This is a genomic window from Paenibacillus sp. J22FR5, assembly GCF_059691975.1.
Genome location: NZ_JCAUAN010000010.1, coordinates 132,719 through 148,440, shown reverse-complemented (window position 1 = coordinate 148,440; position 15,722 = coordinate 132,719). Strand labels below are relative to the sequence as shown.

11 protein-coding genes are annotated in these 15,722 nt (G+C 46.6%); 2 read left to right on the top strand and 9 right to left on the bottom strand.

Translation table 11 applies throughout. The annotated features are described in order from the left end of the window. Nucleotides 1–2: 2 nt before the first annotated feature. From AC58P7_RS15750 to AC58P7_RS15730, 5 genes are all read right to left on the bottom strand, one after another. A complete protein-coding gene (locus tag AC58P7_RS15750; RefSeq protein WP_497344374.1) occupies nucleotides 3–956 on the bottom strand; it encodes a carbohydrate kinase family protein in 954 nt (317 codons plus the stop codon). A gap of 72 nt (nucleotides 957–1,028) precedes the next feature. Further along, nucleotides 1,029–2,048, bottom strand: a complete 1,020-nt coding sequence (locus AC58P7_RS15745; RefSeq protein ID WP_497344373.1) for a LacI family DNA-binding transcriptional regulator — start codon at nucleotides 2,046–2,048, stop codon at nucleotides 1,029–1,031. A gap of 48 nt (nucleotides 2,049–2,096) precedes the next feature. After that, on the bottom strand, nucleotides 2,097–2,924 hold the full coding sequence (locus tag AC58P7_RS15740) for a carbohydrate ABC transporter permease (protein ID WP_497344371.1): 828 nt from the start codon (nucleotides 2,922–2,924) through the stop codon (nucleotides 2,097–2,099). An 18-nt stretch (nucleotides 2,925–2,942) separates the two neighbouring features. Beyond that, nucleotides 2,943–3,896 carry a carbohydrate ABC transporter permease gene (locus AC58P7_RS15735; protein WP_497344369.1) on the bottom strand — a complete coding sequence of 318 codons (954 nt, stop codon included), beginning with the start codon at nucleotides 3,894–3,896 and terminating at the stop codon, nucleotides 2,943–2,945. A gap of 18 nt (nucleotides 3,897–3,914) precedes the next feature. Beyond that, on the bottom strand, nucleotides 3,915–5,222 hold the full coding sequence (locus AC58P7_RS15730) for an ABC transporter substrate-binding protein (RefSeq protein WP_497344367.1): 1,308 nt from the start codon (nucleotides 5,220–5,222) through the stop codon (nucleotides 3,915–3,917). Between the two features lie 463 nt (nucleotides 5,223–5,685). Here AC58P7_RS15730 and AC58P7_RS15725 point away from each other — a divergent pair, with 463 nt between their 5' ends. Both AC58P7_RS15725 and AC58P7_RS15720 read left to right on the top strand, forming a co-directional pair. After that, nucleotides 5,686–6,570 carry an AraC family transcriptional regulator gene (locus tag AC58P7_RS15725; RefSeq protein WP_497344365.1) on the top strand — a complete coding sequence of 295 codons (885 nt, stop codon included), beginning with the start codon at nucleotides 5,686–5,688 and terminating at the stop codon, nucleotides 6,568–6,570. A gap of 139 nt (nucleotides 6,571–6,709) precedes the next feature. Further along, nucleotides 6,710–8,707: an alpha-amylase family protein gene (locus tag AC58P7_RS15720; RefSeq protein ID WP_497344363.1), complete on the top strand. Its 1,998-nt coding sequence runs from the start codon at nucleotides 6,710–6,712 to the stop codon at nucleotides 8,705–8,707. Nucleotides 8,708–8,777: 70 nt separating this feature from the next. Here the strand turns inward: AC58P7_RS15720 and AC58P7_RS15715 are convergent, their stop codons facing one another. The 4 genes from AC58P7_RS15715 to AC58P7_RS15700 form a co-directional block, all read right to left on the bottom strand. Further along, a complete protein-coding gene (locus AC58P7_RS15715) occupies nucleotides 8,778–8,936 on the bottom strand; it encodes a hypothetical protein (protein WP_497344361.1) in 159 nt (52 codons plus the stop codon). 207 nt (nucleotides 8,937–9,143) lie between these two features. Beyond that, on the bottom strand, nucleotides 9,144–9,971 hold the full coding sequence (locus AC58P7_RS15710; RefSeq protein ID WP_497344359.1) for a hypothetical protein: 828 nt from the start codon (nucleotides 9,969–9,971) through the stop codon (nucleotides 9,144–9,146). 98 nt (nucleotides 9,972–10,069) lie between these two features. Beyond that, entirely contained in the window at nucleotides 10,070–11,278 is a 1,209-nt protein-coding gene (locus tag AC58P7_RS15705) for a multidrug effflux MFS transporter (protein WP_497344358.1), read from the bottom strand. A gap of 643 nt (nucleotides 11,279–11,921) precedes the next feature. After that, entirely contained in the window at nucleotides 11,922–15,491 is a 3,570-nt protein-coding gene (locus tag AC58P7_RS15700; protein WP_497344356.1) for an OmpL47-type beta-barrel domain-containing protein, read from the bottom strand. Between the last annotated feature and the right edge of the window lie 231 nt (nucleotides 15,492–15,722).

Here is a 15,722-nt window from a genome sequence, read left to right as displayed (position 1 = left end):
AATTACGCCTCCATACGTTCTTTGATGTGATTTCCGAATTGAAGGATAAAGGCCTCAAGCCCATCCTTGTCCGGTGTACCCGTGCTGCCGCCATGAGCGCCGACAGATAGTGCTCCGCAAACATTTCCGTACTGCAAGCATGTTTCCACATTTTGACCTGTCAAATGTCCATAGATATAACCAGCATTAAAGGAATCTCCCGCGCCAGTTGTATCTACAGTCTCTGCAGGAAATGCCGAGTGGTACGTTATCTGGCCATCCTTCATGGCTACGGCCCCTTTTGGACCGAGTTTAACCACGATATGATTGGAGTAATTTGCCATAAAGCGTAAGCTTTCTTCTATATGATCGAAGCCTGTGTAATGAAAAGCTTCCGTTTCGTTCATTAAAAACACATCAAAGTAACCCATCAAATCGAACACACCCTTAAACCACTCGCCGGAATCATCCCAGCCTACATCGCAGGAGAGGGTAACGCCCATCTCCTTAAGTAGTTTGGCCATCGCTATGAATTCTTCGTGGTTGCGTCTACCTCTATATCCGGTCACGTGGACATGTTTCCCTTGAGCGATTTGCGACAAGTCCAGCTGACCAATTTGAAGTTCCATATTCGTTCCCGCATAAGAGATAAAGGACCGATCCGTTTCAGGATTAATCGCGATTGTGATACCCGTATTACTTGTTTTGCTTGTTTTAATTAAACTGGTATCGATACCATATTGGCCAAACTGCTCTCGGACATAATGACCATAGCCATCATCTCCCAGAACACCGTTAAAAGCTACATGAAGCCCTAGCTTAGCGAGTGAAATCGAGAACAAAGCAGCCCCCCCGCCAACGTGCATCGTCATATTATCAACGAAAATCTCCTGACCAGGCTGAGGAATTTGATTAAGTCCTGCCACAACGAGATCTATATTGGCGTCACCGATGACCACCGCATCAAATTTTTTCAATATACTCTCCCTCTCTCAATCCAGATACATATTTATGCTTTTACGCTTCTCTATATCTATGCTTTTCTATGCTTATTTGTCTTCACGATAAGTCCCACAGCTATTACGGACAACTAGCTTGTGTTTCAAAATGATATCTTCCTTCGGCGTTTTCGCATCCCCTGTAATCAAATCAAGCAGCGTTTCCACCGTAACTTTCCCCATATCCTGGATAGGCTGTTCCATCGAGGATAACTGTGGACGAACCAACTCCGTCAACTGGCTTCCATCGAATCCAATGATCGAAATGTCGTCCGGAACTTTCAACTGATGGTCATGAATGCAATTCATAGCCCCTACAGCCATATCGTCACTCACCGCAAATACAGCGGTTGGATGGGTACCGCAAGCCAGAATCTCTTTCATGAGATTGTATCCGCTTTGTATTTTATAATCACCGAAACGAATGTACTCATCTACGATTGGGATGTTGCGCTCGGATAGAGCACCACAGTAGCCGATGTAGCGATTTTGGCCGGAAGTCACGTCTCTCATATCGCCGCCAATAAACCCAATTCGTTGATGTCCAAGCTCTATCAAATAATTCGTAGCATCGAAGGCCGCCGCGTAATCATCAATGATCACAGATACGAACTTTTGATCAGCTGGTCTAACGCTTGAGAAAATGATCGGAATATCCAGTTTATTCAAAAATGCCCGGATTTCATCATTCAATTTTTCATGCATAATAATAATGCCGTCTACACGCATTTCTTTAAATACATTTAAATATTTGAACTCTTTATCGGTATCTTCAATAATGTTACACACCAGAAGATTGTAATCATTAAGGCTCGCCGTTTCTTCAATACTGCTTAGTATGGTGGAATAAAAACTTGATGTGAGGTCTGGGACAATGACACCGATAAGGTTTGTCTTTTTCCGTACCAGACTCCTTGCGATATGACTAGGCGCGTAGCCAAGCTCGTCAATAGCTCTTTTCACCCTAGCTTTTAGATCATCCTTGACATACTTCTCTCCATTAAGCACCCTCGAAACCGTAGTTACGGAAACGCCCGCTTGTTTGGCAACATCCTTAATTTTCGGAGCCAACCTTGTCACCCTACCTTCTGAAAAACTAGTTCTCTTCCAATGTAAATCTTAACTTTTAACCGCACCTTCCGTGATCCCAGCGATGAATTGTCTGCTCACAATGAGGAAGAAGACAATCAATGGAAGAGTAGCCATGAGCGCTCCAGTCATGACCATGGAATAGTCTGCTGTATGAGCTGATTTTAATTGCTGTAAGGCTAACATTAATGTGAATTTGGAGGTGTCCGTCAATACGATCAAAGGCCACAAATAATCTTCCCATACGCCCATAAACGTCGTGATAGCGAGAAAGGCAAGCGCAGGTCTTAATATCGGCAAAGCAACATGCCAATAAAGTCCAAATTTATTACAGCCATCGATTCTCGCAGCCTCGAGCAAATCATCATGAATCGCTAGCGCATATTGCCTGATCCAGAAAATTCCGAATGCACTTGCCATGCCAGGGATAATCAAGGCCTTATAACTTCCCAGCCACCCGAACTCCTTAATAATGATGAATTGCGGAACGAGCAGCATTTGCGCAGGAATCATCATCGTGGCCATCATGGCAAAAAAGAGAAATTTAGAACCCGGAAACTTAAATTTTGCAAACGCAAATCCAGTCAATGAATTGAAAAACAACTGAAGCGTGCAGCTAATCAAGGCAATGGAAACCGTGTTGAAGAATGCACGAATAAAATTGCTTTTCTCTAATACATGATGAAAGTTATTCATTAAATTAGTTCCGAACGTTAACTTCGGAGGAAAAGCAAACATCGCACTTGTCTCATTCGTGGACATGACGATAAGCCAGTAAAACGGGAAAATAGAAATCACGACACCGATCATCAAAAAAGTATTTACGATTATCTTTTTGGTCAACACTTCAACAGTCATCTTGTATTCTCCTTTTTATCAATCATCCGATCTGTTGAAAAATTTCCAATTGAGGACGGATAATAAGCCGATGATGATGAATAACACCCATGATACCGCAGCTGCATAACCATAATTCTGATAATTAAAACCTTCCCGGAACATATAGAGAACAATCGTATCGGTACCCGGGTATGGCGGTTGATTTCCAGCTAATACTTGAGGTTCTGTGAAAATTTGAAACCCGCCGATCGTAGACATCATCACTGAGAACAAGATGATAGGTCTGAGCATGGGGATCGTAATTTTAGTGAAAGTTTGAAATAATGTAGCGCCGTCCAACTCAGCTGCTTCGTATAGATCTTTTGGAATTCTTTGCAAGCCCGATAAATAGATGACGGCGTTATACCCCATATATCTCCAAGAAATCATGGCTGCAATAACGACTCTGGCTCCAAATTCAGAATTTAACCATGCTATCTTATGAAGGCCGATTTTTTCCATCAAATAGTTAATTAGCCCGTACTCGTTGCCGAACAAGGACTGAAAGATAATGACAACAGCCACCATAGCTGTTACATTCGGAAGAAAATAGGCAATTCTGTAAAAACCCTTGAATCTTACGATGGATAAATTGATGATATAAGCGACTACCAATGCGCACAGAAGCTGCGGGGCGTTCCCCAATATCCAAAGTGCGATATTGTTGACTAATACCTTCCAAAAAGTCGGATCATGGAGCATATAATCAAAATTCTTGAATCCAACATATTTCATTTCCCCAATCCCATCCCATTTATGTACGGCTAAGTACATCGAGAACAAAATGGGAAATACAGAAAAAATCAGGAACAAAATATAAAATGGAGAAATAAATAGATATAGTGTTCTGCTCTTATAAATTTCTTTAAAAAGACCTCCCATGCTATTCCTCCGCTGATTGGACGAGGCGAGGAAGCCTCCTTCCTCACCTGCATCCATTATTTCATTCATTTACTTGCCACATCCGGCTTAGCGTGAAAGCTGCCTTTTAATTTTATCCTGCGCATCTTTCCAAGCCTTTTCTGGGTCTTTCTTCTGCGTGTCAATTAAACCAATTTCATCGGTCAAAGAAGTACCGACCATATCGTCTCTTGCATCGACAGGTGCGATTTTTACATCTTTTGCCGCGTCAGCGAATATCGGACTCAAATCTTGGTTTCCGAAGAATTCATTTTTATTGACCATTTCGGGTTTCGTGTAAACTTCCGGTGTAGACGGATAGTTACCGAATTCCTTATATCCAGCAACCAGATTGTCAGGGCTTGTAAGGAATTTAATAACTTCATAAGCTTCTTTCGGATTTTTCGTCGATTTCAACAATCCGAAGAAAGATCCTCCTTGATTACCAACACCACCAGGCGGGTAAGCAATCTGCCATTTCCCCTTCGTGTCAGGAGCTGCGCCAATCAAATCACCAACAGCCCAAGATGCACCGATGAAAGAAGAAACTTTGCCGTTATTCGTTGCTGCATTTTTCTCAGCATCACTAACATTTGGGTACGTTAAGCCCGATTGGTAGGCTTTCACAGCCATATCCCAAGCACCTTTGATATGCGCCTGATCACCGATATATTTCCCATCTTCCGTAAAATAACCTTGGCTATTCTGGCCTATAATGTTTCTGAAAACATCTACAATGGATAATAATTGCGATCCTGTTGCGTCTTTCACTTTCTGCTGAAGATTGAAGTAATCGCCCCACGTCTTCACTTGACTCTTAATGGCTTCCGGCGTGCTCGGCACTCCCGCTTTCTCAAACAAATCTTTGCGGTAGTACATAACAACTGGAGCGACATCGATCGGCAAACCGATCAAATATTTATTGTCTGCTGTCGCGGCCATTTTCCATTTCCAATCGAGGTACTGAGGTTGAATGTCCTTAGCGCCTTGATCGTATAGATTGACGAATTTTTCTTTGTAAGGCAGCATGGAAGTAATCCAGCTATCCATCGCCACGATGTCCGGCCCGCTTCCTCCACCGGAGATCGTCGTTTTTAATTTGGTCGCATAATCGCCTCCTGACGGAAGCTTCTGTGCTTGCAAATCAATATTCGGAAATTTTTTCTTAGCTGCTTCAATGGTTGAATCGGATATCGCACCATTCCAATACCACATCGTTAACGAAACCTTTTGATTAGAAGCGCTTTCATTTTGATTTGAACTCGTCGTAGTTGGTTTTTGCGTCGAAGTACTCGTATTATTCTGGTCACCACAGGCAGAAACGACAAGAATCAAACTAAGAGCTAATGGCACACTGGACAATGTTTTAAATTTCATAGTCTTGTTCCTCCGATTAAACGAAATTTGACAATCATATCAGACATTTGTAATTCCAAGGCTCATTTCAGCTTTCCCCAACCATATAGGATGCCCTCTTGATTTCCCATTAGCATAAGCATAACTTCGAATAATTATTTCTGGTATCGATACCAGAATAGAGGTCATTTATGATTCGTTTGCAGGGGCTAACCACCTTCCTGTGAAAGATTGCAACAATCTGGTATCGCTACCATGCTTCGCAATAAATACCCAAATGGATGACACTTTGAATAACTACTGCGATTTCTGGTATCGATACCAGAACGTTATCTGTACTTCTGGTTCATAGTATAAATCGATTATCTTCTTTTGACAATGGAATAAATTTACAAGTGGTTAAACTTTTCAACCTACGCATCTCATTCGTTCATAAAGTATTGTATTATACAAATATTAAGGTGATCGAGGTGACATTACATACATGAATCTAGAAGTGAAAACGATACAACTTTCCAACATTGTTCCACAAATATATCGAGCCGATTACTTTCCGTTTCGTCCGAATGAACGCATTGGTCCTCGCAAATCGCTCGTGCATTCGTTTGTATACATATACGAAGGCAAAGGTTCAATAACCATTGGAACAACCGTTTATTCCTGTACTAGTGAAGAGTTATTTTACATTCCGCCAGGCCTGCCTCACTCGTTTCATGCGGATCACCAGCATCCGATGGTTCATGCTTCGATTTACTTTGACTGGATCAACACGATACCTCGAGTGGGAGATATGTCTTTGTTTCATTTCGGAGACCAGATCTGTGATCCTTCCGCGTGCTCGCCAAACGTCGAATTTCAGGATATGCCTACGATTCCTACCAAAGTACACGCACCCAAGCAGATGAGATGGATGGAATTATATCTTCATGTCATCGAAAATATCGAACAGACACAGGAAGATGCCAAACTTTTCAGAAGGGCTGCCTTTGAGCAATTTGTTTCAGAATTAGCGAATCTCTGGCGAAACCCTACCCTTAAAAGTGACAGAAGAATGCAATCGATCATGAAGCAAATGAAGGAATTTCCTCAGCATAATATTTCTATCGAGAAATGGGCTTCCCAACTAGGGTTAAGCACCTCTTATCTACATAAGTTATTTATCCAAGAAATAGGTATGAGCCCTCATTCTTATGCGATTAAATGCAAGCTTGAGAGAGCCAAGAAGATTCTACGGGAGACCAATCTATCTATCACTGATATCACGGAAGACCTTGGTTTTGGTTCCATACACTACTTCTCGAGATTATTTACGCAAAATTTCGGCGAGTCCCCCTCATCTTACCGTAAACGTTTAAGGGAGGGATATTAAAAGATTAGGATAGTTTTGTACAAATTGAGCACATTCCTTCAAAGACAGTTCACAACGCTTTTGTTATTCTAAATTTGAGTTTCCATCCAGATTGATGGTTCACACGGAATAACAATATACTTAGAAAGAATGTGAATCTATGAAATCATTTAAATCTATTCGTTACCGCCAAGTTCATCTGGACTTTCATACGTCCGAGCACATTACCGGCATTGGTAAAAATTTTGATGAGGAACAATTCATCTCTTGTTTGCAACGTGCTCAAGTGGATACAATCAACGTCTTCGCCATGTGCCATCATGGCTGGAGCTATTTTGACACGAAAGTCGGGAAGCCTCATCCTCATTTGGAAACGAATTTGCTGCCGCGTATGTTAGATGCTTGCAGCGCAAATGACATCGAAGCTCCGATTTATATAACGGTCGGATTTAACGAGCTTTCTGCCCGCGAGCACCCTGATTGGGTGGCGATCGCCCCCGAAGATGATGACCCCTACGGTCCACCGAAATCGGATCCAGATGCCCCCCGTTCGACCGGATTTGACGGTTGGCATATGCTATGTCTGAATACACCGTATTTACAATACCTTCTGGACTACACGAAGGAAGTCATGGAGAGATTCCAGCCTGTTGGAATCTTTTACGATATCGTCGGAGAATATCCTTGCGTATGTTCTTACTGCCGCGACAGCCTCAAAGAAATGGGTCTTGACGAAAACAACCCGGATCACCGCAAGCAATTGGCCAAAAAAGTGTATTTGAATTACTTGCAGCAAACATCCGAATTGATCTGGTCCCTTAACCCGGAAACCAGACTGTATCATAACTGCTGCACGGAAAAAATGGGTGAAAAACAATACTACCCTTACTATTCGCATTATGACATCGAATCACTGCCGACAGGCGGATGGGGTTATGATTACTTCACCAGCATGGTTCGGTACATTCGCAAACAAGACTTTCAGTATTTAGGAATGACAGGGAAATTCCACAAATCGTGGGGAGAATTCGGCGGATTCAAAAATCCGGCAGCTCTGAAGTATGAATGCCAGCAGATGCTAGCGTTCGGAGCAAGAATTTGTATTGGGGATCAGCTTCACCCCGATGGACGTATGGACGAAGAAACCTACCGGATTATTGGGGAAGCTTTCGATGGGATTGCAGCCAAAGAACCGTGGTGTAAGGATACGACCAGCGTATCTGAAATTGCTATCCTTTCAGCCAATGCACTAACGGATGCTGAAGATAGCCGTACAAGCGATATGGGTGCTTATATGATGCTTGAAGAAGGCCACTATTTGTTCGATATCATTGATGACTCAATGAACTTCTCCGCCTATCGAATTATCGTACTTCCCGACTGTATTCGAGTATCGGATGCCTTACAGCGTAAACTCGAAGATTATATAGCTGGCGGCGGAAATGTGATTTTGAGTGCAGAAAGCGGACTTCGGTCGGACCGCCCTGAATTCGCTCTGGATCTAGGCGTGGAGTTCAAAGGGAAATCAGAGTGGGATGTGGATTATACCCTAGTCACTGATCAACTAACCGATTCGCTTGTGAGATCTCCTTTTCTCAATTATGAATCGGGTTACAAAGTTCAGGTGAACAGAGCTGAAGTATTGGCCCAGAGCTACAGGCCTTATTTCAACCGGAGGTACGGGCATTTCTGTTCGCATCTTCATGCTCCGGCCAAAGAAGAAGCGGATTATCCAGCTGTTGTGAAACACGGCAATATCATCTATATCGCCCAACCCCTATTTAGGTTATATCGGAAGCACGGCGTGCAGTTGTATAGGGACTTATTCCTTGTGTGTGTGAAACAGATTATCTCAGCTCCAACTGTGATAACCGATCTGCCTTCTGCTGGGAAAGTAAACTTGACCCGTCAATCTAAAGGGACTGATTACGTGCTGCATTTGCTCTATGCCGTTCCTATCTTGCGCGGAGATACCCAGGTCATCGAGGATGTGCTAACTTTAAAAGATATCTCCGTACAGATCAAATTGGATGAGAAGGTTAAACAAGTCATGCTGCTGCCTGAGATGACGATGATACCTCATAGGACGAACGAAGAAGGATACACTTCCGTTTCTGTCAGTCTAACCGGTCACCAAATGATTCTTTTTCAAACCTAGGTATTCTTACATTTCCTTGCATTCACTTTTTCCATCTAATGAGGTCAAGAGAGGGGGAAGGTGCCGGCTTTCACTTATGCGGTCCTGAAGCCACTTCCTCCTCAAGTCCTTCACCCGAGCAATCGAAGCATACTAAAGACTTATCCGCCTGCACGATACCGTCCAGAAATCCCATTTTGCAATAAATTGGCTTCTTACATGTGCAACAATGTCCGATGAGCTCTTCCATCCGGCTTCTCCTCCTTCAAAACTATTCTTTTTACTCTATACCCCACAATATGCTCCCGAAAAACTTCTACGCCTTCTAGCCAATTCCCTCCATATCCCTACTCGACACAAAAAGGTTGCCCTCGCTCGATGTCATCGAAAGTGGCAACCTCTTTGCTATTACTTTACGTTGTTAACTACTTCGAAATGTTACTCATCCAGCCAGGAATTAAGTAGCCGACGGCGTCGCCGTGGCTGCAGGTTTGTGCACTTCACCGCGGCCAGGCTTACCTTTGAACGAACCGCCATCACCGCGCGGCTGCGGTACTGGACGATCGCCGCCTTTGCGCTCGACAAAGCTTTTCAGCTTATCCGTCATGCCATCTTTGAGCTTGGCGATCAGCAGATCTTCGGTGATGCCTTTCGCTTCCGCGATCTCCGCAAGGGACTTCCCTGCTTTACGCTCGGCAGCTAGCTCTTCCTCCGTGATACCAAGTATAGCAGCGATTTCTTTCGAATCGCCCCATACACCACCGGGCATAGACATGTTACCGCCGCGAGGCATGAGCTTTTTATCGAAATTCATCGCCTTCGGCGTGGTTTCGACGGTTTTTTTCAATCGATCGGCGAGACCTGCTTTGAGCTTATCCGCCTGGTCTTGCTTGATTTTGCCCGCGCTAAGTGCTGCATCGATTCTCTTCGTCTCGGCTTCCGTCAATTTGGCAAGCAGCTCATCCTCACTGAGATTGGCTTTCTCCTGCGCAATTTGAACGAGCGATTTGCCTGCTTTGACTTGCTCTTTCAGGACGCTCTGATCGATGCCAAGGATGGACGCAAAATCCATTACGCCCCCAATACCGCCTTTACCAAAATCAAAACCACCCTTAGGAGCTTGTCGTTTCTCGATGTTATGTTTATCCTGAAACTTCTTAGGTGCAGGAGTCGTCGTGCCTGTGTCAGTAGCAAATGCTTGATTATGCTGAAGTACGAAGCCGCCACTGATCAATAATCCAGCTGCGAGTGTGCCGATAAGCCACGTTTTATGAATGCGCTTCATGCGAGTTGCCCACCTTTTTCAAAAATTGGTCGATTCTTCTTCAGTATAAAGGCTAATTGTGAAAAATCTTTGAATTTCCGCTAAAAAGCGGCCTCTTCTCATACTTTTTTACGTGTTAGAAGAACGAAGCAAAGCACGCTGCCTAGCTCCATGATGACGATGATGATGCCTAGCGGAACTGCGGTTTGGCTGCCGCCAAGACCAACAAGGGGAGCCACTAAACCACCGATGACGAAGGTCATCAAGCCTAGCAAGGCTGCGGCGCTGCCGGCAGTTTGGCCTTGATTCTGCAAGGCTAGGGATGACGTAGATACGGAAACCGGACCTATACAGGAAACGATGAGGAAAAACGCTGGCAAAATCAGATACAGCCCTGCCCCGCTAAGCGTTGCAACGAGCAGCAACAATCCACCAAGAACGGCTAATACGAGACCGCCAGCAAGCAAGCGGTGATTGCTAACTTTGCCGGCTAGTCGCCCCGTAATTTGACCGGCAAGAATCACACCTGCGCCATTCACGGCGAAGATCACACTGAACATTTGTGGTGACACATCAAATATATCCTGCAAAACAAACGGCGACCCCGAAATATAAGCGAACATGCCAGCGAAAACGAGTCCTTGCGTTAACGCATAGCCCATGAACAAACGATCTGTGAGCAGACCACGGAAAATACGCAGCGTGTTCGTAAGCCCGCCTTTGGAGCGTCGTTCAGGTGGATGCGTTTCTTTTAGACCAAGCACAACAATAATGAGCATCACGACACCGATCAGGCTGAGCACAAGGAACACACCGCGCCATGAGGTATATTGCAGAAGCTGTCCCCCGATAATCGGAGCAAGGATGGGAGCTGAACCATTAACGAGCATCAGCAGCGCAAAAAACTTCGTCAACGCCACGCCTTCATACATATCACGAACAATAGCCCTAGAAATCACGATCCCTGCGGCTCCCGCCATCCCTTGCACGAATCGCAGGATGAGGAATGCCCAGATCGATGGGGCAATCATACAGAGTACGGATGCAACGCCATACACCAAGAGACCCACTAAGAGAGGCATGCGCCTCCCACGCACATCACTCACAGAACCCGCAACAAGCTGTCCAACGGAGAGACCGAGCATGCAGGCGGTTAGACTCATTTGTGCCAGTGAAGTTGTTGTATGGAGATCACCCGCAATCACGGGAAGCGCTGGTAGGTACATATCGAGAGAAAGCGGCCCAAAAGATGCGAGTAAACCGAGCACCAGCACCATCCATAATCGGCTGCCGCTCGTTATTTCTTGGGATTGCGAAGCAATAGACATAAGAGATCACAAACTTTCCTAAGTAATTCATTTAACCTACCATTGGGATTTGGATTTGTCTAGATGATTCCCCAAGAAGGGATAAGCTCCACTTCTAAGCCGTGAAGGGACAAGAAGGGGAACGTAGGTGCGCTATTTCTTATAAAATAGCTGTTTCGGCAGCGAAAGGGAACGTAGATACGTTATTCGTGCTATTTCGGGGCAAAATCGCCGCTTTTCTTGGAAATAGCGTACCCTCGTTCCGCAACCGCGCCACAAACTGTGATTTTCGCGAAATAGTGTCCTCTCGTTCCCTTTCGCGTGCACTGGGGGAGCGTGCTCGCGGGTGCGAGCGGGTCGGGCTGGTGTGTGAGAAAGGCGGGTGCGAGGGGGTCGGACTGGTGTGTGAAAGGCGGGTGCGAGCGGGTCGGGCTGGTGTGTGGAAGGTGGGTGCGAGGGGGTCGGGTGAAAGGCGGGTGCGAGCGGGTCGGGCTGGTGTGTGAAAGGTGGGTGCGAAAACGCCGGAAGCAAGGGCGAGCGGTAGACATCCTCGCTAGCGCGAGAGGAGCCGCGAACAACAAGGACTTCCCGTCCTCGTTCGGAAAATAAGACAGCCCCTCAGGTCTACGACCTGAAGGGCTGTTATTACATGCAGTGCCTCCGGCTACTTCGTAACCTTGACTGTCAACACGTCGCTCGCTGTCACGCCTGCGGCGTTGAATAGCTCGACGCGATACTGATAAACACCAATTGCGCGACCAGCGATTGCTGTTACTGCGCTTTGAGCACTAGGCGAAGCGGCTTGCAGGCTTTTGGTATCGATGAGCACACCATTCTCGTAGAGGCGATACCCTGTGGCGTTGGTGCCCCACCACATGTTCGTGGTGACTTGGTAGTTGCCATCTCCATCCCAATTATTCTGCGATAAGACTGGCTTACCTGGGGATGCGTCTGTGATGGTTACAACGAGAGGCTGACTAGTTGTCGTTCCGAAGGAATTTATAAGTTCACTTGTGTATGTGTACGTGCCGTTTGGTTTACCAGAAACATCCACTTTGGCGATTTGAGCCGCTGGGGAGGCATCTGCCAGGGTTTTCGTGCTGATCAACACACCATTTTCGTACAGTTTGTAAATTATTCCATTATTCCCCCACCACATGTTCATCGTGATCGTGTAGTTGCCGTCTTTTAAACCGGAATAACCATTATTGGATGATAAAACGGGCTGACCAGGAGCGCCGATAGATAATGGTTTTGTAACCGTGATGCTCACGGCATTAGTCGCTACCGTCGTTCCGTTCAACGTGACGGAGGCTGTAATCTGCGCTGTCCCTTGCCCCGCAGCACTCACATTACCTTGAGCATTGACTGTCGCAACAGCGCTATTCGATGTGCTATAGATCACGCTAGCCCCGCTAAGATCAGCAGAAGCACCATTACTCATCGTACCTGTAAGATGCGTAGCCGTAGTTTCCCCTAGGATTAGCGCGACCTTATCGGCTGTCAGTGCTGCCTGGCTGAAGAACACGTATGCACTTACGTTAAATACCTGTGACGCACTCGTCGTGTTACCTGCAGCATCCGCTACAAGGTATGCCGCTGTATGTGCACCTACTGCCAGGCTGCCTGCGGCAATCGTTTGACCGCTTGTAATGGTACTGCCATCCAAGGTCAAGGATTGCTCTGCCACACCTGAAAGTGCATCGCTGGTTGCCAAGTTGAATGTCAACGAAGTCTTATCTGTCACATCCGTTACCGCATGCCCTGACTCGGTTAGGGCAGCTGCTGGCGCTGTTTTATCCAATTTCACTTCCAGAGCTTGCGCAGTTTCTACATTGCCCGCACTATCCGTGGAGGCATAGCTAACTGACGTTGTGCCTTCGGTACTGATCGTGATTGGCGCTGTGTAGGCAGCGGAAGTTCCGCCATTGAGGGCATATTGGGTGAGCACTGCACCTGACTGATCATCTACAGCAGTTAAAGTAACTGTGACATCCTCCTTGAACCAACCTGCTCCATTCGGACCACCTGATAAAGCTGCCGTCGTTACAGGTGCGACCGTATCTGCCGCCATGCTGAAATCGCTCAAGCCTCTTGGCTTCAATTGATAAACACCTTTGAAAATAGCGCCAACACCCTGAATTGTCACCTTTTGCCCCGCCGTGTACGGGAAGGTGCTTAAAGACAAACCAGTTCGTGTATCGACACGAATGTGGTTGCTTACGGAGTCTTTTACAGCGTCGAATTCAAAGGAACCCGCCGGTGTCGCACTAATGATATTGCTGATCGTCACATCGCTAAGAGAAAGCAGCTGACCTTGATTGTCCGCTGTTACAGCGGAAACTGGGGTTGGTGTTGGAAGCGCAGCGACGCCTGTTTTGGTAATTTCAACAGGATCTGCGAGTTCCAACTCCGTGTTGTATAGCGCTGTAGAAGCCGTCACTTTTACTGTATCGCCTAGGTGGAAGCCACTCAAACTTTGGAACACATACAAGCCGCCTGTCGCATCTTGTAAGTAGAAGGCCTGCCCGCCAAAAGCACCCGGCTCCGTCGTAACAACACCCTCAACCGTCACCAAGGTACCTGTTGCTTTGGCACGTGCGTCAGAGATGGCGATCTTGGCAGGAATCGGATTCTGCTCTTCCGGCAAGGTTTCTGCAGGTACGTTTCCTAGCGTTACACTCTCGGTTTTGATATTCGACCCATTGATACGCAAGCGCAGATTTGCCGCAGCGGTCGTTCCCGGAACAACGCGTACATTCAGATCCTTCGTCGCGTGCCCGTTGACATCTGCAGTCACGCTGAATGTCGAGCTGTACCCGTAAGCTGTCGGCCAGGTGCCGTCCGTATTTTGCACCTTGGCGATTTGGGAACCACCGCTGACCAGATAGATCCCCATGGAGAAGCCAGTTACCGTTGTCGAAGGCGGTAAGTTATCCACAACGACTCTGACCGGGAAGTCCGCCGCATTCGGCAATACCGCTTGGTGCACGAAGCTGTACGTGGTATTCGCTGTTGCTGCAGGTCCACCGTAAGAGCCTGCTTTAAAGGTCGAGCGGTCGTACCATTTATAACCGGCATTTGGCGCCGCCCAAGGCTCAGCTTGCGGTTCCGTCGATGCCGCTGGAGCTTCGAAAGGCAGCAACGTTGTCGGCTGGTCCAGCTGCAAGCCGCTCACTTCGGAGAAGTTGGTATAGCTTTCTTTCGTAGAAAGCCAATTCACCATATTTACGAGCAGCGTCCCATCATCCACTTCTTTAAAACCATCATACGTCGTCTTCTTCGCGCCTGTATCCTCGCGTACATATTTCGGCGTTGCGTCCTCAACCGGCGAGGAGTCACCGATGAAGGCTGCCTTCCCTGCGCCGGCTTTCGAAACAGCCACATACGGTCCTTCCGCAACGCCGCCTCCATTGTACACACCTTGATCAACCGCATTCGCCCAAGCCTCATTCGTCTGCGGCAGGTACACAATGCCCTTCGCCTTGGTCGGATCGATAATCGCGAGCGTGGATCCCGCGTGCATCGCCACACTGGAGACGCCAGTCGTAATGCCAAAAGCCTGCGCAGGCGCTACGATGTTGTTCGCATTAATATCGCCGAGGGCGTTATATCGAAAACGCAAACCGAACTGCGTCGCCAGCCAGTCCGAGCTTGCAACATCTTGCATCGCAGAGGAAGCCGCCTCTTCCGTGCTCATCCCCGCTGCTGGATTCGTCCAGGCACCTCGGCGAAACCCATTGAAAACCTCGGAGCCATCCCAGCGGTTTTTGTTACGGTCGGCATTGTAATGATCGCCGATGAAGAAAATACTGCCGCCCGCCGCCACATATTGGGCTAGGGCGTTTTGCTCACTTGTTTTATACGGAACATTAGACTCCGCTACTACAAAAACATCATAACCACTCAAATCAGCCAACGTAATTGGCGTCGTTTTGCGCAGTTCTTTTACATAATAACCGTTATTCGCTAACGCATTGCCGAAATCCGAAAAAGCCCCATCAATGACCCAATCCGCTGCTCCAGCTGTCTGCTCGTGTGTATTGTCGAAAAGCACTTTCTTCCCTGCATTTCCGTTCACGACTTTGGCTTCAATGAATGGTGCCGGATCTGTCGGCCCCTCTGCCAGTGCCGCTTGCCAGCTACTAGTAGCCAGCACTTGAAATGGTAATGCCAATGTCAACGCCAACGTTGTCTTCCATAATCTCGTCTTCCATCCTTTGAGCTTACTCAATACAATTCCTCCTTAGCTTATTTGCTGAGTCAAAACCTTTCTACATAAGCGCCAGCTTATCGGATAGACAAGCTATTTTAGAACCACCTTATTTTACCATAGGACAATTGCGAAATTTGCTATTTTATTGTAAAGACATGGAAAATTTGTTTTGAATGACAAATAACTAGCTTGTTTTCCAAAAGAGCCTCCAGCTCGGCAACGTTGAAAAGTGATGCGACGTTTACGCGT

Coding starts and splice junctions, on each gene's coding strand:
- AC58P7_RS15740 (WP_497344371.1), bottom strand. CDS start 2,924: ATGACTGTTGAAGTGTTGACCAAAAAGATAATCGTAAATACTTTTTTG.
- AC58P7_RS15735 (WP_497344369.1), bottom strand. CDS start 3,896: ATGAATGAAATAATGGATGCAGGTGAGGAAGGAGGCTTCCTCGCCTCG.
- AC58P7_RS15730 (WP_497344367.1), bottom strand. CDS start 5,222: ATGAAATTTAAAACATTGTCCAGTGTGCCATTAGCTCTTAGTTTGATT.
- AC58P7_RS15725 (WP_497344365.1), top strand. CDS start 5,686: ATGAATCTAGAAGTGAAAACGATACAACTTTCCAACATTGTTCCACAA.
- AC58P7_RS15720 (WP_497344363.1), top strand. CDS start 6,710: ATGAAATCATTTAAATCTATTCGTTACCGCCAAGTTCATCTGGACTTT.
- AC58P7_RS15715 (WP_497344361.1), bottom strand. CDS start 8,936: ATGGAAGAGCTCATCGGACATTGTTGCACATGTAAGAAGCCAATTTAT.
- AC58P7_RS15710 (WP_497344359.1), bottom strand. CDS start 9,971: ATGAAGCGCATTCATAAAACGTGGCTTATCGGCACACTCGCAGCTGGA.
- AC58P7_RS15705 (WP_497344358.1), bottom strand. CDS start 11,278: ATGTCTATTGCTTCGCAATCCCAAGAAATAACGAGCGGCAGCCGATTA.